Below are 23,394 nucleotides of genomic sequence, written 5' to 3'. Positions count from 1 at the left end.
CCGGAACTCACATTTCGCCAGTCATCTGACACACACGCGCGCCTTCGCCGGGATGCCGGGGTAGGTTCGCCGGGAAGCCGGCTGATCGGGCGTCGCGTGGTCGGCGCCGCAGGAGGAGAAGCACGTTGGAGATGTTCCACCCGTCCATGGACTGGGGACACGAGCTGGTCCCGTCCCTGATCTGGATTGCCAAGGCATGGGGCATCAGCGCCGTACTGAGCCTGATCGTGCTGGTCTTGCTGGCCCGGTACACGGTGTGGGGCCGGCAGTACTGGCGGATCACCGGGGATTACTTCACCGGCCGGCAGAGCATCAGGGTGTGGATCTGGATCGCCGTGCTGTTGCTCTCGACGATCATCTCGGTGCGCCTCGACGTCCTGCTCAGCTACTACAGCAATGACCTGTTCACGTCGCTGCAGGTCGCGTTCCAGGGCGCGGGCGGCGGCAACGAGGAAGTTCGCCAGTCCGGTATTGACGGATTCTGGGCGGCGCTGATCCTGTTCGGCATCCTGGCGACCATCTACATCAGCCGAGTGATGCTGGACATCTACCTGATGCAGCGGTTCATCATTCGCTGGCGGGTATGGCTCACCGACCGGCTCACCTGCGACTGGCTCGACGACCACGCCTACTACCGCACCCGGTTCACCGACAGCGACATCGACAACCCCGACCAGCGCATCCAGTACGACATCGACATCTTCACCGCCGGGGTGGGGTCCTCGCCGAACACTCCGATGATCGGCAGCTCCAGCACGCTGCTGTTCGGCGCGATCAACTCGTTGGTGACGGTGGTGTCGTTCACCGTGATCTTGTGGAACCTGTCGGGTCCGCTGACGTTCCTCGGCGTCACCCTGGGGCACGCGCTGTTCTGGGTGGTGCTGGTCTACGTGTTCGTCGCGACGGTCATCGCGTTCTGGATCGGCCATCCGCTGATCCGGCTCAGTTTCCGCAACGAGCTCACCAACGCCGTCTTCCGTTACGCGCTGGTCCGGCTGCGTGATTCGGCCGAGGCTGTCGGCTTCTACCGCGGCGAGAACGCCGAGCGGGGACTGCTGCGCACCAAGTTCGCCCAGATCATCGCCAACTACAAGCGCTATGTGAATCGCACGATCGCGCTGACCGGGTGGAACCTGTCGATGAGCCAGATCATCAACCCGCTACCGCTGGTGATCCAGGCGCCTCGGCTGTTCGCCGGGCAGATCGACCTCGGTGACGTCACCCAGTCCTCGAGCGCATTCGGGTCGATCCACGACTCGCTGTCGTTCTTCCGCAACGCCTACGACTCGTTCGCCTCCTACCGGGCGGCCATCATCCGTCTGCACGGCCTGGTGGAAACCAACGCCGAGGCGCGCGAGCTGCCCAAGCTGACGACGGTCACCAGCACTGACGGTTCGGTGGAACTTCGCCGGGTCGAGGTCCGCACGCCCAGTGGCAGCCAGCTCGTCGACCCGATCGACCTGCGGCTGGAGCCGGGCGAGACGCTGGTCATCACCGGGCCGTCGGGTGCCGGCAAGACCACGCTGCTGCGCAGCCTGGCCCAGCTGTGGCCGTTCACCTCCGGCACCCTCTGCCGTCCCGAGGACGACCACACCATGTTCCTGTCGCAGATGCCCTACGTGCCGCTGGGCGATCTGCGGACCGTGGTGTCCTACCCGGCCACCTCCGGGAAGATCAGCGACGACGACCTGCAACATGCGCTGACCAAGGTCGCCCTGTCGCACTTGACGATTCGCCTCAACGAGTCGCAGGACTGGGCCAAGGTGCTGTCGCCGGGCGAGCAACAGCGCATCGCGTTCGCCCGCGTGCTGCTGACCAAACCGAAGGCGGTCTTCCTCGACGAGGCCACCTCGGCGCTGGACGAGGGTCTGGAGTTCGCGCTCTACGACATGGTGCGCACCGAACTACCGGACACCATCCTGGTCAGCGTCAGCCACCGCAGCACCGTCGAGCAACACCACGTCAGGCACCTGGAACTGCTCGGCGAGGGCCAGTGGCGCCTCGGCCACGTCGAGGGTAACGAGCCCGCTACCGTTTAGCCTGCGGCGCTGGCACTTTCGGCAGCCACCGTGGCGGCGTGCGTTCCGGCGCGTCGCCCGAAGAACGAGCCCTCCCCCAGCTGGGTGCCGCTGGCGTAGCCCTTGCCGTCCTGGGCGATGTTGGACGCGCACGCGCCCGCCGCGTACAGGCCCGGAATCACGCTGCCGTCGGCGCGCAACACCTCGCCGTCGACGTCGGTGGCCAGACCGCCGACGGTGAAGCCGGAGTACATCGCCTTGCCCAGCGTCAGGTCGAAGGCGCCCCACGGCCCCTTGTCTTGCGGCGCAAGGAATTCCGGCTGCTTGTGGAACTCCGGATCCTCACCCTTGGCGGCGTGCTCGTTGTAGTTGTTGAGCGTCTCGACGAGGTTGCCCGTCGGGATGCCCAGCGCCGCCTCCATCTCCTCGACCGTCTCCCAGCCGTCGATGAAGGTGATCAGCGGGATCTCCGGGCGCTGCATGTGCGCCTCGTCGACGATCAGGTACGCCGCGCTGTCCGGCTGGTCCATCACGAAACCCGACGTGCGCGAATGGTAGGAGTCTTCGGTGACGAACCGCTTGCCCTCCTTGTTGACGATGATTCCGGTCAGCAGGATCGACGGGGGGTAGACGGGCGCGGTGATGAAGATCTGGTCCATGTGCTTGGTGGCCCCGCCCGCCGATTCGCCGAGGCGGATGCCCAGGCCGTCGTCGTAGGTGTTGCCGAGCACGAACGGCTTCTCGGCGAGTTTCGGCGTGAGCGCGGCGACCATCTCGGGATTCATCACGAAACCGCCCGCGGCGATCACCACCGCCTTGGCCCGGATCACTCCGGTCTCGGTGAACTTCTTCCACGAGACGCCGACGACGGACTCGTCTTCGACGACGAGATTCGTTGCGCCCGTTTCATAACGGATCTGCACACCCAGTTCGGCGGCCCGCTTGAGCAGCAGATCGATGACCATCGCCGCGCCCTGGGTGTCACCGGGCACCGGGACCTTGTGGCCGCGCGGGGCGGGCACCGCCATGTTCTTGTACGGCCACACCTTCTCGTTGCCGGTGAACATCAGCCCCTCGGTGTTGGGCTGGATCACCGCCTTCTCCGGGTAGTAGCTGCGCTCGAACGCGATCCCCAACTCCTCGAGCCAGTTGAAATGCTCGACGCTGCCTTCGCAGTAGGCGCGGATCTTGTCGAGTTCGGGCTCGCGCGACACCGCGACGAGGTACTTGTACATCTCTTCGACGCTGTCGGCATGCCCGGTGGCCTGCTGAACGGCGGTTCCGCCACCGAGGTAGAAGTGGCCGCCGGCCATCGAGGTGGTGCCGCCGGCGACCGCGGCACGCTCGAGCACCAACACTCGCGCGCCGGCGGCCGCGGCGCTGACCGCCGCACATCCGCCACCGATGCCGAAACCGATCACCACGACGTCGACCTCGTCGGACCAGTCGGTCACATCCGAGGCGGCGACGGTCGCGGGAATGTCCAGGCCACTCATTGCTGCTCCTGTTTCACATAGTCGAAGAACGTGCGGATCTCGTCGGGGATGTAGGCGATTTCGAGGTAGGGCACGCCGGCCGCGGCGGCCGACAGGTACGCGAACCGCATGCCGCCGGGCATCACCCCGCGGGCGACGATCTCCGCCGTCGGACCGCTGCCGGTCAGCGCGGCGTCGAACGCGTCGGTGTCGGGGACCTCCACGCAGATGTGGTGCAGCCCGGGTCCGTTGTGGTCCAGGAACTCGGTGTAGATGCTCTCGCCGCGCGTCGGTGCGATGAGTTCGAGCTGGGTGTCGCCGGCGTAGCTCAACGAGATGTCGGCGTGGTAGTCGGCGGGGCGGCCGCGGTGTTCGCAGGTGTCCGGCCCGAAGTGCACATCGGGCATGCGAATCCATTTCCTGGCCCCGAGCAGCGTGGTCAGGGCCGCCTCGGTGGCGTCCAGGTCGCGGGTCACCCACGCGATCTGGACAGGTGTCTGGTCGGTCATCGGTTCGAGGATATCCCCGGCCCGCCGGTGTGGCTAGAACGTGTTCTAGTTTTGCCCGCCCGCGGTCAGCAGGTCGACGGCCAGGTGCAGCTGCTCGTCGAACAATGCCCGAGGATCGGTGAAGGTGTCGCTGCCGTACTGACCGAACACCTCGAGGCTGATGGCCCCGATGATCATGGCCCAGATCGCGGTGCACCGGATCACCAGCGCATCGTCACCGGGAAAGCCGAACTCGTCCCGCACATGACCCAGGTCGGTCGACATCGGTTGGGCGGCATGGTGTTCCGTCAGGGCGATGTCGCCGGTGGCCACACCGGTGGCGACCGCGTCGAACAGCATGCCGATCACCCGGGTGCCAGGTCCGGTGGTCAGCTCGGCCGGGGCGTGATAGCCCGGCACGGGGCTGCCGTACAGCAGGGCCCACTCGGCGGGCTGATCCAGCGCCCAGCCGCGGATCGCGTGGGCGATGGTCGCGACGTCGGCCCGCCAGCCGCCGTCGGCGGCCACCCGCGCCTGGCCGACCGCGTCGGCGAGGTCGGAGTAGGCATCGATCAGCAGGAGGGTCAGCAGCGCATCGCGGCTGGCGACATAGCGGTACACCGCCGAGGACACCATGCCCAGCTCGCGGGCGATAGCCCGCACCGACAGTCCGGCCGCCCCCACGGTCGCCAGCTGCCGGCGTCCCAGCTCGACGATCTGGGCTTCGATGCGCTGCCGCGTGTCCTCGCGTTTCCCCACGCGCCGAGTCTGACACATCCGAGATCACTGCTCTTGTTTTTCGCGCACCCCGGTGGCATCCTCGTAATGAGAGCACCGCTCTCAAATCTTCGAGTCGATGGGACACCGCCATGAATGCGCACTACGACCGTCCGAACGCCGCCGCCCGGGCGGCCAACGCCGTCATCCGCCGGCTCGCCGAGGCGGGGATCAGCATCGCCGGCACGCGCGCGCTACGCGTGCGGGGCCGTAAATCCGGCGCACTGCACAGTGTGGTCGTCAACGTGCTGCGGGTCGGCGACACCGAGTACCTGGTCTCCCCGCGCGGCAACACCCAGTGGGCACGCAATGCGCGGGCAGCAGGCGAAGTGGAACTGGGCCCGCGCTGGCGTCGCACCGCGGTCACCCTCACCGAGGTCGACGACGACGCCAAGCCGGCCCTGCTCAAGAGCTACCTCGACCGGTGGTACTGGGAGGTCAAGGGCCACATCGCCGGCCTCACACCGGACTCGACGGCCGCCGAATTGCGTTCGGCCGCACCGAAAGTCCCGGTGTTCGCGCTCGCACGCTAGTTGGCGTTGGCTTCCTCGGCGGCAGCCACGTTGACGACGTCGGCGCCGGCGCGCACCTGCTGGCTGGTGGCGACCCATGACACCGCCGCGGGCAGGTTGCCCCAGGTGCTGTTGAACAGTCCGATGATGACGGCCTTGTTGTTGTCGACCGGCATGTACACCGGGCCGCCGGAGTCGCCCTTCTGGCTGACCACGCCGTTCTCCATGGTGAACCAGCCGTTGTTGACCCGCTCGATCGACCCGCAGCTCTCACCGGTGATCACGCCGAAGTGGCAGACCGGCTGGCCGTTGGCCATCGGCGGGGCGGCGTCGGCGACCAGCTGGCGGCCGCCGGGAAGAATGTTGTTGACCGCGACGTCGGCGGCCAACGTGATGGTCTCGTAGTCGGAGATCACCTGGTCGGTACGCACCACCGCGCCGTCAGGGGTGTTGTCCTGGAATGCCGACACCATGCCGATGAAGTGGCCGTCGCGATCCGTGACCGGTCCGTCGGCCCGGCAGTGACCGGCCGAGTAGGCGATGCGCGCCACCGGATCCACGTAGCCGAGGGTGCAGACGTTGCTGGCCTGGCGGATCTCCATCCCGGGCGAGACGACCACACCGGGTGTCGCGTGGGCCAGCGGGGCGATGATCGCGGACGCGGCCAGAGCCGCGGCGGTGGAGACGAATCCCAGCGAAAAACGAGTCACCCTACACCCCGATCGGTCGGCGGTACGTCAAGGACGCGCCGCGGAAGTATCTCGACTGTGTATCGGCGCCGATTTCAAATCGTTACCAACGAACTATGGCGTACCCGGCGTGTCGCCGCAGGAATCGCCGCAGATGGGGTTAAAAGCCGGAGTTAGGAGTCGAACCCCAGGCCCAGCCGGTCGAGGGTGCGCAGGATGAGGTTGCGTTTGCCCTCGTTGTGATCGGCCCGGTCCAACGACCACCGGGTGGCCTGAATCCCCACGCTGGCCACCGGTTCGGGCGGGAACGGCAGCGGCTTGCGGTTGACCATCTCCAGCTCGGTCCGCTCGGTGGGGTGACCGTCGAGCAGGTCCAGACAGACGTCGGCGGCGAACCGGGCGGCGCCGACACCCAGACCGGTGAATCCGTTGACGTAGGCGATCCGGCCTCGCCCGGCCAGCCCCCAGTGCGCACAGAACCGGGTGTTGGTGTCGATCGCACCGGCCCAGCGGTGGCTGAACCGGACATCCTCGAGTTGCGGGAACGTGATGAAGAAGTGCGCGGCCAGCTTGCGGTAGCTCTCGGGCCGGTCTTCGTACATCGAGTCGACACGGCGACCGTAGTGATAAACGGCGTCATAGCCGCCCCAGACGATCCGGTTGTCCGCCGAAAGGCGGTAGTAGTGGAACTGGTTGGCACTGTCGCCGATGCCCTGCCGGTGGCGCCACCCGATGCGCTCCAACTGGTCGCTCGTGAGCGGTTCGGTGGACAGCACATAGTCGTACACCGGAATCGTGTGGAACCGGTTTCGCTTCAGCAGGCTCGGAAACACGTTGGTGGCCAACACAACCTGGTCGGCCTGGAGCACCCCGGCGGACGTCTCGACCCGGATCCCCCGCTGTTCGCGTTGCACCGACGTCGCCGCGGTGTGTTCGAAGACCTCGACCCCGGCCTCCGAGCAGGCCCGGGCGAGTTCGAAGACCAGCCGGGCCGGATGGACGATCGCGCAGGTGTCGGTCGCCCACAGGCCGGCCTGATAGGTCGGTGAGGCGACCTCGGCGCGCACGGCCGCCTGATCCAGGAACCGGCCCTCGCCGTCGTCGGCGCCCTCGGCCAGCCACTCGACCTGATGCGGTTCGGTGGCGACGGTGAGCATGCCGGTGCGCTCCCAGTCCACGTTCATGCCATAGGACGCGATATCGGCCTGCATGCCGTCGAGGTTGGCCAGGCCGAGCTTCTCCAGGCGGTCGAACTCGGTGGGCCAGCGCGACTTTCCGTTCTCGGCACCGTGGGTGATGCTGGCCTCGACGAAGCCGCCGTTACGTCCCGATGCCGCCCAACCGACCCGTTCGGCTTCGATCAGCACCACCCGCGCCCCGGGGTTGCGCGCCTTCGCGTGCAGAGCCGACCACAGTCCGGCATAGCCGCCGCCGACCACCAACAGGTCACACGTCAGGTCGCCGGACAGCCGGGGGTAGTCGGGACGGGCGACCAGCGACGAGTCCAGCCACATCGATCCGAACGCGGCGGAGCCCAGCGCCCGGGCGATCAGGGCGGGATCGACGTCGCGGTCAAATACGGTCTGCACTCCAGCATGGTGCCATGACGGCGGCGTCCTACCGGGCGAACCGCGCGAGTAGGGGCCCGACGATGGCCAGGACGAAAACATAGGGCGTGGCCAGCGTTCCCACCGCGGTGACGGTGGTCCCCGCCAAGCCGATAATCACCAGGGAGAACTCCCCGCGGGCGACCAGCGCGGTGCCCGCGCGCAGCTGGCCCGGTCGGCCGACGCCGTCGCGACGGGCCGCGTACACACCGGTGGCCACCTTGGTGATCGCGGTGACGGCGGCCAGCAGTACGGCCGCCGGCAGCATCGGCACCAGGTCCGCCGGTGCCACCGACAACCCGATCGCCACGAAGAACACCGCCGCGAACAAATCCCGCAACGGGCTCAGCACGGTGCGGGCCCGCTCGGCGGTCTCCCCCGTCAGTGTCAGCCCCACCAGGAACGCGCCCACCGCGGCCGAGGCGTGCAGATGTTCGGCCGCCGCGGCCACCAGCAGGGTCAGCCCCAGGATGCGCAACAGCAGTTGCTCGTCGTCGGGATGACTGATCAGCCGGCCCAGGTGATGACCCCATCGGTAGGACGCCGCGAACACCAGCACCAATGCGACCATCGCGGCAGCCATCCACAGCAGCGCCTCCCACCACGTGCCGCCGGCCGCCAGCACAGCCAACAGCGGCAGATAGGCGGCCATCGCGAAGTCCTCGAGCACCAGGATCGACAGCACGGCAGGCGTTTCCCGGTTGCCCAGCCGGCGCAGGTCGTTGAGCAGGCGCGCGATCACGCCCGAGGAGGAGATGAACGTGATGCCTGCCATCGCCAGGATGCCGACGAAGTTCAGGCCGAGCAGCCAGCCGGCGATCGCACCCGGGGTGGCGTTGAGGACCAGGTCGACGCCGGCCGACGGCAGATGTCGCCGCATGCTGGCGGCGAACTCACCGATGGAGAACTCCAGGCCCAGGGTCAGCAGGAGCAGCACCACGCCGATCGTGGCGCCGGTGGACACGAACTCCCCCGCCGCGGGGACCGGCGCGATTCCGCCGTTGCCCAGGGCCAGTCCGGCGAGCAGGTAGAGCGGGATCGGTGACAGCGCGAAGCGGCGCGCCAGGGTTCCGAGGATGGTCAGGACCGTGAAGATGACGCCGAGCTCGAGGAGTAGCGACGCCGACACAGCCACTCAGATCATCCTTGGTCGACGATTCGACGGACGCCCGAAATGCCGTGCTCGGTGCCGATCACGATCAGGACATCGTGGACGTGCAGCACCTCGTCGGGTTTCGGCGAGGCCAGCACCGCTTCGTCGCGCACGATCGCCACGATCGACGCGCCGGTGCGGGTCCGGGCCTTGGTATCGCCGAGCGGCCGGTCGACGAACGGCGACCCCGCCGCGATCTCGACCTGGCCGGCGTCGAGGCCGGGCACTTCCTTGGTCAAGTCGGCGAAGCTCTCCACCATCCGTGGGGCACCGAGGATCTGGGCCAGCGCGTCGGCTTCCTCGACGGTGAGCCGGAACACCGGGCGCGCTTGGTCGGGGTCGGGGGCGCCGTAGACGACGACTTCGAAATCACCGCCGCGCCGGGCGATCACACCGATGCGGTTGCCATCGGCGTTGTCGAACTCGTACCGCAGCCCGACTCCGGGCAGCAGGACTTCTTTGACCTCCATGGGCTCCATCCTCGGGTGGCGGCACCGATGTTGACTAGCTTGCGGCCACCGTAGTCGCCGGTTGCCGGGTGGTGCTGGGCGCCCAGCCGGGCGGACCGAAGACGTAGCCCAGCCGGTCACGCCAGCGGCGCGCCGAGCGGACGTCACGGGCGATCGCCGCGTACTCGTGGGTCTGCAACGTCCAGATGTTGAATGTGGTGACCGGCTTGGTGAGGCCGTAGCGCGGGCGGAACAGTTCGGGCTGAAATGTTCCGAACAGGCGATCCCAGATGATGAGGATGCCGCCGTAGTTCTTGTCCAGGTACTCCGGGTCCATCCCGTGATGCACACGGTGGTGCGACGGGGTGTTGAACACGAACTCGAAGGCCCGCGGCAGCCTGTCGATGCGTTCGGTGTGGATCCAGAACTGGTAGATCAGGCTGATCGAGAAGCTGGTGAACACCATCCACGGCGGAACGCCCAACAGCGGCAACGGAATCCACATGATGATCTCGCCGCTGTTGTTCCACTTCTGCCGCAGCGCGGTCGCGAAGTTAAAATAGCGGCTGGAGTGGTGCGCCTGGTGGGTGGCCCAGATCAGCCGGACCCGGTGGGCGGTGCGGTGGTAGGCGTAGAACAGCACGTCCACTCCGACGATCGCGATGACCCACGTGTACCACTTCGTCGGCGAGAGGTGCCACGGCGCGACGTAGGCGTATAGCGCGGCGTAGCCGAGCAGAGCCAGGAACTTCCAGACGCCCATCGTCGCCACCGACATGAGCCCCATCGAGATCGAGGCCCAGGCATCGCGGGTGTGGTAGGCGCCGGACGCCGGTTGTTCGGCTTCGGTCAGCCGTTCGAGCTTGCGGGCCGCGGTCCATTCGAGGATGAGCAGCACAAGGAAGAACGGGATCGCGAACAGCACCGGCTCACGCATCTGCGGCGGGAGAACGGACAACAGTTCACCGATTCGTTCCACGCGACACCTCCCGGCGGGAGTCTAACGCGATCCGGGCCCGTTGTTAGACACGGCGTCAAGAAGCCTCAGCGGAAGCTGAGCACCTCGTCGCCCCAGGCGTGGCGGATCGGCCGGTCCAGGTCGTCGACGACGCGATCCCGGCGATCGATCACCAGCGTCGCGCGATCGCCGTCCCGATACGGCGCCCAGTGCGGCTGACCCAGGGGCACGTTCGGGTCACCGGTGGCCGCGAACGCCGTCCACCGGGCACGCATCCGCTCGGACAGTTCCTCGCCGGTCTTGAGTCCGCCGAGCTTGAACGTGACGTCGCGCGGACCCGAGATCAGGTTGCCCCACACGTAGATCAGTTCGGTGGCATGCGCGGCACCCAGTCGGATCGTCTTGAAAAGTGGTGTGGCCCAATCGAATCGGTAGAGGTAGACCGGCGCCACCGCAGTGTGCCCCTCGGCGAACCACACCGTCGGCATCCGGAAGCCGACGTCGCTGGCCACCCACAGGCTGCGGGTGCGGGCCATCTTCGCCGGGTACACCGAACTGACCTGCTCGGCGGTCGGCAGTTGCAGGCCCGGCTGGTCGTTGGCCATCTCGCTGAACATCGTGCGGACCGCCTTGGGCGCGATGGGCATCAGCGGTGAGCGCATCAGCCGGAACAGCGCGGCCTCGTTCTTGTTGGTGCCGATCAGCAGCGGCACCGGGTGCGTCTTGCCGGCCCTGGCCAGCGTGACCGGGTAGTCCGGCACGAGGTCCCCGTCGACGGTGGGCGCGAAGGCCAGCAACCCGGGCGTGGTGGCCGGGACGTGATCGAAGACGTGCTGTGACGCGTCGACCAGGGTCTCGACGGGAGCCCGGTGCGCCTCGGCCGCTGTCATGCCGAGCCGATCGAGGAACAGCTCGGCCATGGTGCCCGCGCGCTCCATGCCGTAGATCGAGGTGGCCGGCGCGCTTTGGGCGATGGCCCGGGAGAACAGGCCGGCGGCCTCCGGCACCGCCAGCAGCGTGGTGGTGATCGCGGCCCCGGCCGACTCACCGAACAACGTCACCCGGTCCGGGTCGCCGCCGAATTCGGCGATGTTGTCCTGGACCCAGCGCAGCGCGGCCAGCACGTCGCGCAGCGCGACGTTGCTGTCGAACCCGGCCGAGGAGAGGTCGAGGAAGCCCAGCGCACCGAGCCGGTAGTTGATCGTGACGACGACGACGTCGGAACCGGTGGCCAGCACGGTGCCGTCGTACATCGGCTGGCTACCCGACCCGAAGATGTAGGCGCCGCCGTGCACCCACACCAGCACGGGCTTGGGGTCGCCGGTGGCCGATGCCCCGGTCCCGGACGGCGCCCAGATATTGAGGAACAGGCAGTCCTCGTCGGCGTGGGTGCCCAACCCCATCGGGATGGGGCTACGCGGCTGCGGGCTGACCGGACCGAACGTCGTCGCGTCGGCAACCTCGGTCCACGGCTGCGGAGCGACCGGCGCCCGCCAGCGCAGGTCTCCGACCGGCGGGGCGGCATAGCGAATGCCCTTCCACGTCGTGACCCGGCCGTCGTCGGCCCCGCGCACCGGCCCGTAGCGGGTCTGGACGACCGGGCTGTCCACGATCGGCCGCACGCTCGCATCCGCTGTCATCGCTGTCCTCCTGCCCAAAAGTGCGATGTCGATGAACGACATCACCCATTCACGCTACCGACGGGTAATGCGTCTGGGCGCGCGGCAGCCGGTCTATCCGGTCACCGCGGCGGCCACCTATGACGGCGGCCACACGTCTCGGCCCAGCTATCCTGACCCGCGTGCGGAAATGGGCGCTCCTGTTGGCCGCTATCACTGTGGAGGTCACCGGCACCCTGTCGCTGCGCGCGTCGCAAGACCATTCGGCGTGGCTGATTCTGGTGGTGTGTGGTTACCTCGCCTCGTTCTACTTCCTGGCGTTGGTGCTGCGGGCCGGCATGCCGGTCGGGGTGGCCTACGGCGTCTGGGGTGCGGTCGGAACCGCCGCGACGGCCATTCTGGCGGCGGTGATCTTCGGTGACCCGTTCACCGTCCCGATCGTCGCCGGGATCGGGTTGATCATCGCCGGCGTCCTGCTGGTCGAGCTCGGCTCGCGGAATCACGCCGGCCAGGAGGGCACGCCATGATGTGGCTGACGCTGGCCGGGGCCATCCTCATCGAGGTGTGCGCGACCCTGTGTCTGCGCGCCTCGGACGGCTTCCGCAAGAAGGCGTGGGTTGCACCGATGCTGCTCGGCTATCTGGTGTCGTTCACGTTGCTGTCGGTGACGCTGTCGCTGGGCATGCCGGTCGGGGTGGCCTACGGCGTGTGGTCGGCGGCCGGTGTCGCGTTGATCGCGGTGATCGCCCGGGTGGTGTTCGCCGAGCCGCTGACGCCACTGATGATGGGCGGCATCGCACTGATCATCGCGGGTGTGCTCACGATCGAACTGACCGGCGCCGTGGGCTGAGAGCCCGGGCCAGCAGGACCGCCACCAGCCCGGCCACCGGAACGGTGAGCAGACCGGCTCGCAGCGATACGGCGTCGGCGATCGCGCCCACGAGGATCGGTGAGCCGAGGAAGCCCGTCCGCATCAGCCAGGTCAGCACTGTCAGCCCGGTGCCCGGCCGCAGTCCGGGCAGCTCGTCGGCGGCGTGCATGGCACCGGGTACCAGGGTGGCCGAGCCGAATCCGGCGGCGGCGAATCCCGCGATGGTGCCGGGGATGCTGGGGAACGCCAGCGCGCCCGCCATGCCGGCGGCGACGATCACACCGCCGGCCCGGGCGACCGTGCACGGCCCCCATCGGTCGGTCAGCCGGTCGCCGACGAGGCGGCCGATGAACTGGAAGCCGACCAGTGCGACGTAGCCGAACGCGGCGAGCGCCGCGGGCGCCGACAGCGACTCTCGCAGATACAACGTGGCCCACGAGCTGCCCGCGTCCTCGACGGCGGCACCGGCGATCGCAATGGCCACCAGCGCGGCCAGCGCGAGGGAGACACTGCGGCCCGCCCCGGCCGTGGCCCGCTCACCCGCCGGGGTTTCGGTGTGGTCGTGGTCGGGACCGGGCAGCAGGTACCGGTAGGCGACCAGGCACACCGCGCTGAACAACACAGCGGATCCCGAGAGCTGCGCGACGCGGGGAATGCCGAGATAGATTGCGCCCGCCCCGATCAGGCCACCCAGCACCGCCCCGGACGACCACACCGCATGCAGCGAGTTGATGATGAAGCGGCCGTACGCGCGTTGCACGCGCAGCCCGTGCACGTTTTGGGCGACGTCGGTCACCGAGTCGGCCGCACCGGCGCAGAACAGCGCGACCGCCAGCGTCGGGCCGGTGGGTGCCAGGCCGGCGGCGATTGTGAAGACGGCGATCAGCACGCTGCCCGCGACCGCCACCACCGAGGAGCGGTACCGACGGACCAGGGCCGCGGCGGTCACCCCGGTCAGGAGCGCACCCGCCGAGAACGCGGCCACCGCCAGACCGAACGCCGAGTTGGACAGCCCGAGATCAGCCTTGATCTCGGGGAGGCGCGGCAGCAGGTTGGCGAACAGCGCGCCGTTCGTCAGGAACAGCGCGGCGCTGGCGATGCGGGCTCGCCGATTTCGCGCAGCGAGTCCGGGGCCGCCCATGTGAGGCGAGGTTACGGGCAACCAAGCAAGATGGCACACATGACTGCTTCGTCGCTGGCTGAACTCGCCCATCGGTTCGGTGTGGCCACCGAGTACTACGACTGGACCGGGCGGTCCGTGCCGGTCGAGGAGGACACCCTGGTGGCGGTGCTGGCCGCGCTCGGTGTCGAGGCCCGCACCGAAGAGGGCCGCGCCGCAGCGCTTTCGGCCGACGACACCCGGTATTGGTCCCGGTCGCTGCCACCGACGGTCGTCGGGCGCGCCGACAGTGAGACCTCGTTCTGGGCGCACGTCACCCACGGCGACCCGGCGCACGTCTGGGTTCGGCTGGAGGACGGCACGGTGCGCACCGGGGTGCGCCAAGCCGACAACTTCACCCCGCCGCACGACCTGGACGGCAGGCTGGTCGGTGAGGCGACGTTCGTGCTGCCCGCCGATCTGCCGCTGGGCTACCACAGCGTCCATCTGAGCTCGGGGGGTCAGGAGTTCAGTACGCCGCTGATCATCACCCCGGCCTGGCTGGGGCTGCCGGCCCGGCTCGGCGCGCGGCGAACCTGGGGCCTGGCCACCCAGATCTACAGTGTGCGGTCCCAAAACTCCTGGGGGGTAGGCGATCTTGGTGACCTCACCGATCTCGCCGTGTGGGCCGGAGCGCGGCACGGGGCCGGTTACATCCTGGTCAATCCGCTGCAGGCGGCCGCACCGACCCGGCCGATGGAGCCCTCCCCCTACCTGCCGACGTCACGGCGGTTCACCAATCCGATCTACCTGCGCGTCGAGTCCGTTCCCGAGTTCGCTCAGCTGCCCAAGCGCGGGCGGGTGTGGAAGCTGCGGGCCGCGGTTGCGGCCCGGTCACGCAAGATCGACGCCATCGACCGCGACTCGGCGTGGGCCGCGAAACGTACTGCGCTGAAAGCGATTTACCGGGTGCCCCGGTCGGCGGGCCGGGAGCTCGCCTTCGAGGCGTTCAAGCAACGGGAAGGCCGGGCCCTCGACGACTTCGCCACCTGGTCGGCGCTGGCCGAGAAGTACGGCGGCAACTGGCGGAAGTGGCCGAAAGGCCTGCGCCATCCGGCCGGCCCCGACGTGGCCGAGTTCGTGGACCGGCACGCCTCGGCGGTGGACTTCCACCGCTGGCTGCAGTGGCAGCTCGACGATCAGCTCGCCGCCGCGCAGTCCCAGGCCGTCCGCACCGGGATGGCGCTGGGCATCATGCACGACCTCGCCGTCGGCGTGCATCCCGACGGCGCGGACGCCTGGGCCCTGCAGAACGTGTTGGCCACCGGGGTCGCCGCCGGCGCTCCGCCTGACGAGTTCAACCAGCTCGGCCAGAATTGGTCACAACCACCGTGGCGGCCCGACCAGCTCGAAGAGCTTGGCTACCAACCTTTTCGGGATCTGATCGCGGCGATCCTGCGGCACGCCGGCGGGGTGCGCATCGATCACATCATCGGACTGTTCCGGCTGTGGTGGATCCCCTCCGGCGCCGCGCCCACGAAGGGCACCTATGTGCGCTACAACCACGACGCGATGATCGGCATCGTCGCGCTCGAAGCACACCGGGCCGGCGCCGTCGTCGTCGGCGAGGATCTGGGCACGGTGGAACCCTGGGTGCGTGACTATCTGCGGGCTCGCGGCGTGCTGGGCACCTCCATCCTGTGGTTCGAACTGGACCGCGACGGCGGCGGCGGACCGCTGCCCGCCGAGCGCTGGCGGGAGTTGTGCCTGTCCTCGGTGACCACCCACGACCTGCCGCCGACGGCGGGTTACCTCGCCGGTGAGCACGTACGGTTGCGTGACGAGCTCGGCCTGCTCACCCGCCCGGCGGAGGAGGAACTGGCCGACGATCGCGCCGAGCAGGCGGCCTGGCTGGCCGAGCTTCGCCGGGTCGGTCTTCTCGGTGACGACGCCGACGAGGAGCAGGTGATCCTGGCGTTGTACCGGTATCTGGCCCGGACCCCGTCGCGGCTGCTGGCGCTGGCGCTGACCGACGCGGTGGGTGACCGGCGCACCCAGAATCAGCCAGGCACCACCGACGAGTACCCGAACTGGCGTGTCCCGCTGACCGGGCCCGACGGTAAGCCGCTGCTGCTCGAGGATGTGCTGACCGACCCGCGGGCGCAGGCGCTCGCGGCGGTGATGCGGTCCGCGACCGCGCCACATCCGGAATAGCGATGCCGAGATACAGCGCCGGTGTGCTGCTGCACCGACATGTCGACGGCGTCGCGGAGGTGCTCATCGGGCATCCCGGTGGGCCGTTCTGGGCACGCAAGGATGACGGAGCATGGTCGATTCCCAAGGGCGAGTACGACCCCGATACCGACGACGCGTGGGACGCCGCACGGCGTGAGTTCGCCGAGGAGTTGGGATCCGATGTGCCGCAGGGCGTCCGGATCGAGTTCGATGCGGTCAAGCAGCCGAGCGGCAAGGTGCTGACGGTGTTCGCCGTCGAGGCGGACCTGGATGTGACCGAGGCACAGAGCAATACCTTCACCCTGGAATGGCCGAAGGGTTCGGGGCGAATCCAGGAGTTCCCCGAACTGGACCGGGTGGGGTGGTTCCCGGTGGCGCGGGCACGCCGCAAGTTGCTCAAGGGCCATGTGGTGTTCCTGGACCGGCTGATGGCTCATCTGCCGGGACTGGGGGAAGGCGACCCGGAGCCTGCGGGTTAGCCTCACGACGTGAAGTTCGCCGTCGTCGCTCCCATTGCCGCGGGGGTCACCGCGGACCCCGTGTGGATGACGGAGTTCGCCCGCCATCTCGAGGCGTGTGGCTTCGAGTCGATCATCATGGCCGAGCACACGGTGCTGATGACGCAGTACACCAGCGTGTATCCGTACGACCCGTCGGGCCGGGTCGAGGTGGCCCCGGAGTGCCCGGTGCCCGACCCGCTGGAGATGCTGGCGTTCCTGGCCGGCCAGACCACCTCGTTGGGGTTGGCCACCGGAGTGCTGGTGGCGCCCAACCACCATCCGGTGATGCTGGCCAAGCGGGCCGCCACCGTCGACGTGCTGTCCGGCGGACGGCTGCGACTGTGCGTCGGGGTCGGTTGGTTGCGGGAGGAGATCGAAGCCTGCGGAGCGGGTTTCACCAGCCGGGGCCGTCGCGTGGACGAGCAGATCGAGGTGCTGCGGGCGTTGTGGGCCGACAATCCCGGCGGCGTGAGCCATCACGGCGAGTTCTATGACTTCGACAATGCGATGTCCTACCCGAAACCGGTTGCAGCCGAGGGTATTCCGATTCATATCGGTGGGCACAGCCGGATGGCGGCACGGCGGGCCGGGCGTCTCGGCGACGGTTTCCAGCCACTCGGGGTCGGCGGCGCCGAGCTTGCGACGCTCATCGAGGTGATGCGACTGGCCGCCGAGGACGCCGGACGTGACCCCGCCTTCCTCGAGCTGTCGCTGGGCCATCTGGTGACCAAGGTCGACGCCGACCGGGCCGGGCGGTTGGCTGAGGTCGGAGCCGGGCGGCTGGTGCTCGGGATGCCTGCTGTCACCGAGATCGACGAGGCCAAGGACCTCCTGTCGGCCTGCGCGCAGCGCCTGGGATTGCGGCCGTGAGTCTTTCGGTCGCCGACCGTTCCGACCTGTCGTGCGTTGTGCATCGCTACGCGGCTGCGGTCGACGACCGGGATGTCGAGACCGTGATCGGATTATTCGCTGCTGACGGCGAATTGGTGCTGCCGGATCCGCCGGAGGTGCTGACCCCGGCGCGGTCGCACCGTGGCCCGGACGCCCTTCGCGACGCACTCGCAGCGGCGACCAGCGTCGGGCGAACGCATCACAGCATCGACTCCGAGGTGTATGCCGTAGGCCCGAATCCCGCTGTCGCACACGGTCGCATCGCGGCGACGGCACACCACTTCAGCCGCCGCGCGGAAGGTTTCACCGATCTGGTGTGGTACCTGCACTACGACGACGAGTACCACCGCGCCGAGCCAGGTTGGGTGCTGACCCGCCGTGCCCTGACCATCGACGCGATCGAGACGCGGCCCGTCCGGCGAGTGCGCTGAGGGCAGCCCGTCGAGCGTGGGCGTTGTCGGTGGAGCGCCGCGGTTCGTCGACGACAGGCCGCACGCTCGGCGCACTCAGGTGCGGGACTGCAGTGCCTGCTGGCCGAAGGTACCGGTCGCCAGCGAACCGTCCGGCAGCACCAGATCGCCGCTGTCGAGCCGGGAGCGCAGGTAGGCGAACGTCTGCGCGGTCTGGGCGAACAGGTGCTCGCCGGCCACCAACGCCGGTCGCGACTCGTCGTCGGCGGTGACGAACTGCGGCAGCGGTTGCACCACGGTGTGGTAGTCGACGTTGAAGAACAGCGGGAACGAGTACCGCTCCTGCTTGACCTTGCGCACCCGATGCGACGTGGCCACGAAGGCGCCGTTGGTCCACAGTTCGAGCATGTCGCCGACGTTCACCACGAACGTCCCGGGAATCGGTGGCACATCGATCCATTCCCCGGCGCCGTTGAGGACTTCGAGGCCGGGGGCCGTTGGCTTGAGCAGCGTGAAGCACTCGTAGTCGGTGTGCGCCCCGATGCCCTGGGCGTCTTCGGCATCCGGATTGTGCGGATAGTAGATCAGCCGCAACTGGCTCGGCGTCTTGGTGGCGTGCCGGGTGAAGGTGTCCGGATCCTCCCCGAGCGCAATGGCGAAGGCGGCCAACAGATCCTGTCCGACGCTCAGCACCGCCTGGTAGTACTCGGTGACCGTTTCGGCGAAGCCGGGAAGATCGGGCCACACGTTGGGTCCGAGCATCGGGTTTCCCGCCAGGTGGTCGGGGTCGTCGGCGGGCAGATCCAGTGCGGTGTCGAATGCTTCTTTGACATCCGGCTTGTCGCCGTAGAACCCTTCCTCACCCACCGGCACATAACCGCGATGACAGTTCGACAGCCCGATGTACGACTTCATCTTCTCCGTCACCGGCAGAGCGAAGAACTGCTTGGTGGCCTCCAGCAGCCGGTCGAAAAGCTCGTCGCTGACCGGGGTCCCGGAGATGTAGAAGAATCCGACGTCGCGTGCCGCTGCGCCGAGTTCGGCCGCGACGCGCTCACGGTCGGCAGCGTCGGCGGACCGCAATCCGCTGATGTCGATGACGGGTACCGATTGAAATGATGTCGCCCCACTCACAGTGTCACGCTTCCTTCGCTTTCTTTGATGTCCCAGGTGATGTCGTCGTCGACTCGTAGCTGTCCTGTCTCGATCCGAGGACGCAGCTGCGCCCCGACGCGGTGTGAATCGCTGGATTCCTCGATCCGCCAATCGGTTCCGCTGACGGTCCCGAGCGAGATTTCCTGCGGGCCGGCCCAACCGAACCGGTCCCCCACCCGCACCAGCACCCCGGTCGTTCCCGGCGCCGAGAGCACAAGTCCCCAGCAGGGTTGTGTCGTGCCGGCTTCGCGCTGCCAGTGCTCGGTGTAGTCGGCGTGTATGCCGATCTCCACGAGGGTGCCACCGGCCCAGCTCATCCGCCCCGCATCGGGCAGACCGGGTGGCTGCAGGTCGACCAGGCGGGCCCACACGAAGACATCGTCGCGCTGGCTGAGCAGGCCGGCGAAACCCTCACCCGGTCCACGCAGATCGACGAACATGGAGATACCTTGCAGCCATTGCACATTCGTTCCGGTGTCGCGGGAACCGTCGGCCTCCACCAGCAGCGTCCGTCGCCAGAGCCCGGTGCAGTCGGCAATCATCGGGGTCGCGAGGGTCACAGGGACGCGTCCCATCTCGATCGCAACTCCTCGAATCCTGATTCGGTGGGCCGGCCCAGCGCCCGGACCCGGGCGATGCCGCCATCGGGATAGGCCTGCACTCGAATGGCGGTGATCGCCGGCGCATCGACCACGAAGACCTGTCGCGCGTCGGCGATCAGGTGCGTGCGGGGCAGCACCACCTCGTCGAACGGCAGGGCCCACCATGGTCGTCGGGCATCGGGCCGGTCCCGGGTACCGAGCACGGACACCTCGCGGGAGGCGTTGAACACGAAGTAGGACGTGTCGATTTCGATGCGGGTCAGATCGCTGGGTGTCAGAAACGAGATCGTCACCGCGTCGTGGGTGTCGGGCCCGATGTCACGCCTGCGCCGGGCTTCCCAGCCCGACCCCATGTTCTGCGGGCGGTCCGCGGCGATCAGCGCCCGCGCGTCGGAGAAGAACGTGTCGCTGCAGTGCTCGACGCACCCTCCGTTCTCGGCACCGGACACTTCGACGGTCACCCCGGACCACAGCGCCGGATCGGGTACGGGGTCGCCGTAGGCCCGCAGCCTGGCCACCCCGCCGTCGGAGGCGATCACCAACTTGAGGTGGGTGTAGCGGCGCGGGTCGTCGACGGCGATGGGGTTGTGCGCGTCGGCTTTCAGAGCCGTCAGCGGCGACAGCAACCGCCAGTCCACCCGTGCATCGCATGGGTCGGTGCCGGCCGCCGGCGTGGCTGCATACAGCGTGCAGCCGGTCGGATGGTTGCCGGTGAAGAACCGGGTGTCGACGTCGATGGTGCGCAGCCGGCCAGGCACTCCGAGCCGGATGATGGCCCAGTCCGGCGCGGGCGCATGCCTGCGGGTCTCCCAGCCGTCGACCACTTCGCCGCGCAAGTCGAATGTGCCTGGGACGAAGTCGGGTTCGGCCGCGTCGATCAGCCGCTCTTTGACGCCGAACGACTCGTCGCTGGCCGCCACGACGCTGCCGCCGACCGTGCGGCACGCCAAGTCCAGTCCGGTCATGTGTGTAACCCCTGCGATAGTGGCCAATGCGTGCGTGCGTTGTCCGGTCCGGCGGCATATACGCCGGCCTTGCTGGTGGACAGGTTCAGACCGACCAGCATCTGCGCCAGACCCACCGCCGCGGCCACCCCGTCGACGGCGGGCACTCCGAGTGTGTCGGTGATCGCGGCGGTCACACCGGCCATTCCCGCGCAGCCGAGGCAGATCACGTCGGCGCCGTCCAGCGTCACCGCGCGCTCGGCTTCGGCGACGATCGCGGCAACCGCGCCGGCTGGGTCGGCGTCGACCTCCGCGGTCCCGAGGCCGCACGCCCGTATGGATGCACAGTGGGCAGCCAACCCGGCCAACAGCAGACGGTCCTCGATCGGAGCGATCGAGCGGGCCAGCGTGGTGACCACCGAGAACCGCCTGCCGATCAGATGCGCGACGTGGGCGGCTGATTCGGCGATGTCGAGTACGGGGACGTCGAGCATCTCCTGCAGCGCGTCTTTGCCGTGTTCACCGAAGCCGGCCAGCACGACGGCATCGGCGTCGAACGTTCCGGCGGCGAACTGGGTGGCGACGACGTCCATCACCCCGACGGCGGAGAGGTAGCTCTCCGCGGCGGAGTCGATCGCGACGGACCCGAAAGCTGGTTGCGCGGTGACAATTTCGGTCCCGGGTGCGGCCGCCGCCCGGGCCGCGGCATCGATCTCCGCCGTCATCGTGTCGGAGGTGTTGGGGTTGAGTACCAGAATTTTCATGCCGGTTCCCGCAGTCCGGCGACCAGCAGGTCGCCGTGGCTGTCGTGGCCGGCCACCCGTCCGGCCCGCCACATCTGGCGGATCGCACCGGTCAGCACGCTGCCCTCGTACGGGGTCACCGGATGACGATGCCGTAGCTCGGCACCCCGCACCACCCATGAGGCGTCGGGCTCGAACACGCAGAAATCGGCGCGCTTACCTTCGGCGATCAGTCCCCGGTCGGTCAGCCCGGCCAGGCCGGCGGGCGCCTGCGCCATCCACCGGCACACGTCGCGCACGTCGAATCCGAGCCGGCGGGCCTGAGTCCACAGCGCGGGCAGTGCGATCTGCAACGAACTGATCCCGCCGAAGGCACGGCCGAAGTCTCCGCCGGTGAGGTCTTTGTGGCGCGGGGCGCATGGCGAGTGGTCGGAGACCACCATGTCCAGCGTTCCGTCGGCCAGCGCAGCCCACAGCAGGGTGCGGTTGTCCCCGCCGCGGATGGGCGGGCAGGCCGCGAACACCGTCGCCCCCTCGGGAATGGCCTCGGCGGCGAAAGTCAGGTAGTGCGGGCATGTTTCGGCAGTCACCGGAAGGCCTGCCGCTTTGGCCTCGGCGAGCATCGGCAGCACCTCGGCGCTCGAGACGTGCACGATGTGGGCTCGGGCACCGGTCTCGGCGACGGCGTCGAGCACGATGCGCACCGCGTCCCGCTCCGCCGCGTCGGGCCGCGACCGCAAAAATTCGCCGTAGGACCGTCCCGCCGGGGCGGGGCAATCGGTCAGCACCCGCTCACTTTCGGCATGTACCAGCAGTACCGAATCCAGTTCGGCCACAACGGCCATCGCGGCGCGAAGCTGGTCGGGGTCCAGTGGCGGAAAGTCGGCGTTGCCCGACTCGGACAGAAAGCATTTGAAGCCGAGCACTCCCGCACCGGCCAGCTCACCGAACGACTCGAGGTTGTCCGGCACGATGCCGCCCCAGAAACCGGTGTCGACGTGGCATGCGCCGCGCGCCGCGGAACGTTTGACCTCCAGCGCCGGCACCGTGGTCGTCACCGGATCACAGTCCAGCGGCATGTCCACGACCGTGGTGATGCCACCGGCCAACGCCGCGGCCGTCGCGGAGTCGAAGCCCTCCCAGTCGGTGCCCGGGTCGTCGATGTGCACATGAGTGTCGACCAGACCGGGCAGCAACACCACGTCGGGGCCGAGCACTGTCTCGCCGGCGCCGCCGAGGTGACTGTCGACCTCGCCGATTACCCGGATCACGCCGTCCGCCAACCCGATCGCGGCGGGCCGGACCTCGCCGTCGATCACCGCGCGCGGTGCGCGAATGACGTGTTCGACGGCGGCCGTGGTCACGGCGGGGGCACCGGGCCGAACCGGTCCGCGAAGCGCTGGGTCAGCTCCGGCCAGACATGGGGGTCGTGGCCGGGCACCAGCTCGTAACCCTTGTCGGTGGCCAGTCGCTTCAGCTTGCGGATCGGCTCGACCGTGTCGGCCGGATCGACGTCGATGAACCCGCCGATCGGCAACTCGTGCTCGATGTTCTCGGTGAGGTCGGCGGCGTCGAACGCGAATACGAACCCGCCGCCGCCCACCGCCTCATCGAGCTCCACGACGAAGCTCTGATGCCCCGGGGTGTGCCCGTAGGTGGGCACCGCGGTGATACCGGGCGCGATCTCGGCCTCACCGTCGGCGAGTACCCAGTCGATGCGGGGATCGTCGAAGTCGATGCGGTTGATCGCGTTGTGTTCGGGCTCGGGATGGTTCGAGAGCCCGTACTCCAGCTCGCGGCGCTGCGCGTGCACCGGGACCTTGCCGGCGAACAGCTTCACGCCGCCCGCGTGGTCGTGGTGCAGGTGCGACAGCGCCACGAGGTGGATGTCGTCGACGTCGATGCCGATGTCGTGCAACGACTCCTCGATCGGCTCACCGGGTCCTGGGAGTACCGGGATGTACTCGACGGTCGGGAAGAACCGCCGGTACAACGCCGGATCGCGGATCAGTGCGGTGTTGAACCCGGTGTCGAGCAACACCCAGCCGCCGTCGGTTTGCAGCAGCACCCCGGGAACCGGCTCACGCATCCGCAGCTCCGGTGGCGCCCCGTAGACCGACACCGACTTGGGTAGCTCCTCCCAACCGAGGGTCAGCAGGACAATCCGGCGAACTTTCCCGTCTCCCAGGACCATTCGGC

24 protein-coding genes are annotated in these 23,394 nt (G+C 68.5%); 8 read left to right on the top strand and 16 right to left on the bottom strand.

Annotated elements, in window-relative coordinates; translation table 11 throughout:
• Positions 1 to 131: 131 nt before the first annotated feature.
• Positions 132 to 2,039 (top strand): ABC transporter ATP-binding protein/permease, encoded by a 1,908-nt coding sequence (locus AB4879_RS24550; protein WP_370509667.1) that lies wholly within the window; start codon positions 132 to 134, stop codon positions 2,037 to 2,039.
• Here AB4879_RS24550 and AB4879_RS24545 read toward each other — a convergent pair.
• From AB4879_RS24545 to AB4879_RS24535, 3 genes are read right to left on the bottom strand one after another with little or no spacing between them, the layout of a single operon-like run.
• On the bottom strand, positions 2,036 to 3,514 hold the full coding sequence (locus tag AB4879_RS24545) for an FAD-binding protein (RefSeq protein WP_102806350.1): 1,479 nt from the start codon (positions 3,512 to 3,514) through the stop codon (positions 2,036 to 2,038). The two genes, AB4879_RS24550 and AB4879_RS24545, sit on opposite strands and share 4 nt — an antisense overlap.
• A complete protein-coding gene (locus AB4879_RS24540) occupies positions 3,511 to 4,002 on the bottom strand; it encodes a VOC family protein (RefSeq protein WP_370509666.1) in 492 nt (163 codons plus the stop codon). The genes AB4879_RS24545 and AB4879_RS24540 overlap by 4 nt, the downstream gene beginning before the upstream one ends.
• A gap of 45 nt (positions 4,003 to 4,047) precedes the next feature.
• Positions 4,048 to 4,740 carry a TetR/AcrR family transcriptional regulator gene (locus AB4879_RS24535; protein ID WP_370509665.1) on the bottom strand — a complete coding sequence of 231 codons (693 nt, stop codon included), beginning with the start codon at positions 4,738 to 4,740 and terminating at the stop codon, positions 4,048 to 4,050.
• A 110-nt stretch (positions 4,741 to 4,850) separates the two neighbouring features.
• On the opposite strand from AB4879_RS24535, the gene AB4879_RS24530 reads away from it, so the two are divergent.
• Complete coding sequence (locus AB4879_RS24530; protein ID WP_370509664.1) at positions 4,851 to 5,291, top strand: nitroreductase/quinone reductase family protein; 441 nt, start codon at positions 4,851 to 4,853, stop codon at positions 5,289 to 5,291.
• Here AB4879_RS24530 and AB4879_RS24525 read toward each other — a convergent pair.
• The 6 genes from AB4879_RS24525 to AB4879_RS24500 all read right to left on the bottom strand — a co-directional run bounded on the left by AB4879_RS24525 (position 5,288) and on the right by AB4879_RS24500 (position 11,766).
• On the bottom strand, positions 5,288 to 5,980 hold the full coding sequence (locus tag AB4879_RS24525) for a hypothetical protein (RefSeq protein WP_102806354.1): 693 nt from the start codon (positions 5,978 to 5,980) through the stop codon (positions 5,288 to 5,290). The genes AB4879_RS24530 and AB4879_RS24525 overlap by 4 nt on opposite strands.
• A 152-nt stretch (positions 5,981 to 6,132) precedes the next feature.
• The gene (locus AB4879_RS24520) at positions 6,133 to 7,548 is read right to left on the bottom strand and encodes an NAD(P)/FAD-dependent oxidoreductase (RefSeq protein ID WP_370509663.1); all 1,416 of its coding nucleotides are present in this window, start codon (positions 7,546 to 7,548) and stop codon (positions 6,133 to 6,135) included.
• A 28-nt stretch (positions 7,549 to 7,576) separates the two neighbouring features.
• Positions 7,577 to 8,701, bottom strand: coding sequence for a cation:proton antiporter (locus AB4879_RS24515; RefSeq protein ID WP_370509662.1), 1,125 nt, complete (start codon positions 8,699 to 8,701; stop codon positions 7,577 to 7,579).
• A 5-nt stretch (positions 8,702 to 8,706) separates the two neighbouring features.
• The gene (locus AB4879_RS24510) at positions 8,707 to 9,189 is read right to left on the bottom strand and encodes a cation:proton antiporter regulatory subunit (protein ID WP_370509661.1); all 483 of its coding nucleotides are present in this window, start codon (positions 9,187 to 9,189) and stop codon (positions 8,707 to 8,709) included.
• A gap of 34 nt (positions 9,190 to 9,223) precedes the next feature.
• Positions 9,224 to 10,105 carry a sterol desaturase family protein gene (locus AB4879_RS24505; RefSeq protein ID WP_370509897.1) on the bottom strand — a complete coding sequence of 294 codons (882 nt, stop codon included), beginning with the start codon at positions 10,103 to 10,105 and terminating at the stop codon, positions 9,224 to 9,226.
• 107 nt (positions 10,106 to 10,212) lie between these two features.
• Positions 10,213 to 11,766 carry a carboxylesterase/lipase family protein gene (locus tag AB4879_RS24500; protein ID WP_370509660.1) on the bottom strand — a complete coding sequence of 518 codons (1,554 nt, stop codon included), beginning with the start codon at positions 11,764 to 11,766 and terminating at the stop codon, positions 10,213 to 10,215.
• Between the two features lie 161 nt (positions 11,767 to 11,927).
• On the opposite strand from AB4879_RS24500, the gene AB4879_RS24495 reads away from it, so the two are divergent.
• Positions 11,928 to 12,272, top strand: coding sequence for a multidrug efflux SMR transporter (locus tag AB4879_RS24495; RefSeq protein ID WP_102806359.1), 345 nt, complete (start codon positions 11,928 to 11,930; stop codon positions 12,270 to 12,272).
• Positions 12,272 to 12,595, top strand: coding sequence for a multidrug efflux SMR transporter (locus tag AB4879_RS24490; RefSeq protein WP_102806495.1), 324 nt, complete (start codon positions 12,272 to 12,274; stop codon positions 12,593 to 12,595). The genes AB4879_RS24495 and AB4879_RS24490 overlap by 1 nt, the downstream gene beginning before the upstream one ends.
• Here the strand turns inward: AB4879_RS24490 and AB4879_RS24485 are convergent.
• On the bottom strand, positions 12,564 to 13,757 hold the full coding sequence (locus tag AB4879_RS24485; protein WP_370509659.1) for an MFS transporter: 1,194 nt from the start codon (positions 13,755 to 13,757) through the stop codon (positions 12,564 to 12,566). The two genes, AB4879_RS24490 and AB4879_RS24485, sit on opposite strands and share 32 nt — an antisense overlap.
• A gap of 30 nt (positions 13,758 to 13,787) precedes the next feature.
• On the opposite strand from AB4879_RS24485, the gene malQ reads away from it, so the two are divergent.
• From malQ to AB4879_RS24465, 4 genes are read left to right on the top strand one after another with little or no spacing between them, the layout of a single operon-like run.
• Positions 13,788 to 15,929 carry a 4-alpha-glucanotransferase gene (gene malQ / locus AB4879_RS24480; RefSeq protein ID WP_370509658.1) on the top strand — a complete coding sequence of 714 codons (2,142 nt, stop codon included), beginning with the start codon at positions 13,788 to 13,790 and terminating at the stop codon, positions 15,927 to 15,929.
• Between the two features lie 2 nt (positions 15,930 to 15,931).
• The gene (locus tag AB4879_RS24475) at positions 15,932 to 16,429 is read left to right on the top strand and encodes an NUDIX domain-containing protein (RefSeq protein WP_370509657.1); all 498 of its coding nucleotides are present in this window, start codon (positions 15,932 to 15,934) and stop codon (positions 16,427 to 16,429) included.
• Positions 16,430 to 16,438: 9 nt separating this feature from the next.
• Positions 16,439 to 17,320, top strand: coding sequence for an LLM class F420-dependent oxidoreductase (locus AB4879_RS24470; RefSeq protein WP_370509656.1), 882 nt, complete (start codon positions 16,439 to 16,441; stop codon positions 17,318 to 17,320).
• Positions 17,317 to 17,772, top strand: a complete 456-nt coding sequence (locus tag AB4879_RS24465) for a nuclear transport factor 2 family protein (protein ID WP_370509655.1) — start codon at positions 17,317 to 17,319, stop codon at positions 17,770 to 17,772. Before AB4879_RS24470 ends, AB4879_RS24465 begins: the two co-directional genes overlap by 4 nt.
• 75 nt (positions 17,773 to 17,847) lie before the next feature.
• On the opposite strand, the gene AB4879_RS24460 is transcribed toward AB4879_RS24465, so the two are convergent.
• Genes AB4879_RS24460 through AB4879_RS24435 form a run of 6 tightly spaced genes read right to left on the bottom strand, consistent with a single transcriptional unit; the run spans position 17,848 to position 23,389 of the window.
• Complete coding sequence (locus AB4879_RS24460) at positions 17,848 to 18,885, bottom strand: isopenicillin N synthase family dioxygenase (protein ID WP_370509654.1); 1,038 nt, start codon at positions 18,883 to 18,885, stop codon at positions 17,848 to 17,850.
• Complete coding sequence (locus AB4879_RS24455) at positions 18,882 to 19,481, bottom strand: hypothetical protein (RefSeq protein ID WP_370509653.1); 600 nt, start codon at positions 19,479 to 19,481, stop codon at positions 18,882 to 18,884. The genes AB4879_RS24460 and AB4879_RS24455 overlap by 4 nt, the downstream gene beginning before the upstream one ends.
• Positions 19,463 to 20,473 carry an allantoicase gene (locus AB4879_RS24450; protein WP_370509652.1) on the bottom strand — a complete coding sequence of 337 codons (1,011 nt, stop codon included), beginning with the start codon at positions 20,471 to 20,473 and terminating at the stop codon, positions 19,463 to 19,465. The genes AB4879_RS24455 and AB4879_RS24450 overlap by 19 nt, the downstream gene beginning before the upstream one ends.
• Entirely contained in the window at positions 20,470 to 21,216 is a 747-nt protein-coding gene (locus tag AB4879_RS24445) for an aspartate/glutamate racemase family protein (protein ID WP_370509651.1), read from the bottom strand. Before AB4879_RS24445 ends, AB4879_RS24450 begins: the two co-directional genes overlap by 4 nt.
• Positions 21,213 to 22,559: an allantoinase AllB gene (allB, locus tag AB4879_RS24440; RefSeq protein ID WP_370509650.1), complete on the bottom strand. Its 1,347-nt coding sequence runs from the start codon at positions 22,557 to 22,559 to the stop codon at positions 21,213 to 21,215. The genes AB4879_RS24445 and allB overlap by 4 nt, the downstream gene beginning before the upstream one ends.
• A complete protein-coding gene (locus AB4879_RS24435; RefSeq protein ID WP_102806371.1) occupies positions 22,556 to 23,389 on the bottom strand; it encodes an N-acyl homoserine lactonase family protein in 834 nt (277 codons plus the stop codon). The genes allB and AB4879_RS24435 overlap by 4 nt, the downstream gene beginning before the upstream one ends.
• Between the last annotated feature and the right edge of the window lie 5 nt (positions 23,390 to 23,394).

Origin of the sequence: Mycobacterium sp. SA01 (assembly GCF_041287105.1) — a bacterium.
Taxonomy (GTDB): Bacteria; Actinomycetota; Actinomycetes; order Mycobacteriales; family Mycobacteriaceae; genus Mycobacterium.
The sequence above is the reverse complement of the archived record's forward strand: the minus strand, read 5'-3'. Positions and strand labels throughout refer to the sequence as shown.

What these genes read in the sequence shown, in the direction of transcription:
- AB4879_RS24450 (WP_370509652.1), bottom strand. Translation starts at nt 20,473, where the DNA reads ATGACCGGACTGGACTTGGCGTGCCGCACGGTCGGCGGCAGCGTCGTG.
- AB4879_RS24490 (WP_102806495.1), top strand. Translation starts at nt 12,272, where the DNA reads ATGTGGCTGACGCTGGCCGGGGCCATCCTCATCGAGGTGTGCGCGACC.
- AB4879_RS24500 (WP_370509660.1), bottom strand. Translation starts at nt 11,766, where the DNA reads ATGACAGCGGATGCGAGCGTGCGGCCGATCGTGGACAGCCCGGTCGTC.
- AB4879_RS24550 (WP_370509667.1), top strand. Translation starts at nt 132, where the DNA reads ATGTTCCACCCGTCCATGGACTGGGGACACGAGCTGGTCCCGTCCCTG.
- AB4879_RS24505 (WP_370509897.1), bottom strand. Translation starts at nt 10,105, where the DNA reads ATGCGTGAGCCGGTGCTGTTCGCGATCCCGTTCTTCCTTGTGCTGCTC.
- AB4879_RS24435 (WP_102806371.1), bottom strand. Translation starts at nt 23,389, where the DNA reads ATGGTCCTGGGAGACGGGAAAGTTCGCCGGATTGTCCTGCTGACCCTC.
- AB4879_RS24445 (WP_370509651.1), bottom strand. Translation starts at nt 21,216, where the DNA reads ATGAAAATTCTGGTACTCAACCCCAACACCTCCGACACGATGACGGCG.
- AB4879_RS24530 (WP_370509664.1), top strand. Translation starts at nt 4,851, where the DNA reads ATGAATGCGCACTACGACCGTCCGAACGCCGCCGCCCGGGCGGCCAAC.
- malQ (WP_370509658.1), top strand. Translation starts at nt 13,788, where the DNA reads ATGGCACACATGACTGCTTCGTCGCTGGCTGAACTCGCCCATCGGTTC.
- AB4879_RS24540 (WP_370509666.1), bottom strand. Translation starts at nt 4,002, where the DNA reads ATGACCGACCAGACACCTGTCCAGATCGCGTGGGTGACCCGCGACCTG.
- AB4879_RS24475 (WP_370509657.1), top strand. Translation starts at nt 15,932, where the DNA reads ATGCCGAGATACAGCGCCGGTGTGCTGCTGCACCGACATGTCGACGGC.
- AB4879_RS24485 (WP_370509659.1), bottom strand. Translation starts at nt 13,757, where the DNA reads ATGGGCGGCCCCGGACTCGCTGCGCGAAATCGGCGAGCCCGCATCGCC.
- AB4879_RS24455 (WP_370509653.1), bottom strand. Translation starts at nt 19,481, where the DNA reads ATGGGACGCGTCCCTGTGACCCTCGCGACCCCGATGATTGCCGACTGC.
- AB4879_RS24545 (WP_102806350.1), bottom strand. Translation starts at nt 3,514, where the DNA reads ATGAGTGGCCTGGACATTCCCGCGACCGTCGCCGCCTCGGATGTGACC.
- AB4879_RS24510 (WP_370509661.1), bottom strand. Translation starts at nt 9,189, where the DNA reads ATGGAGGTCAAAGAAGTCCTGCTGCCCGGAGTCGGGCTGCGGTACGAG.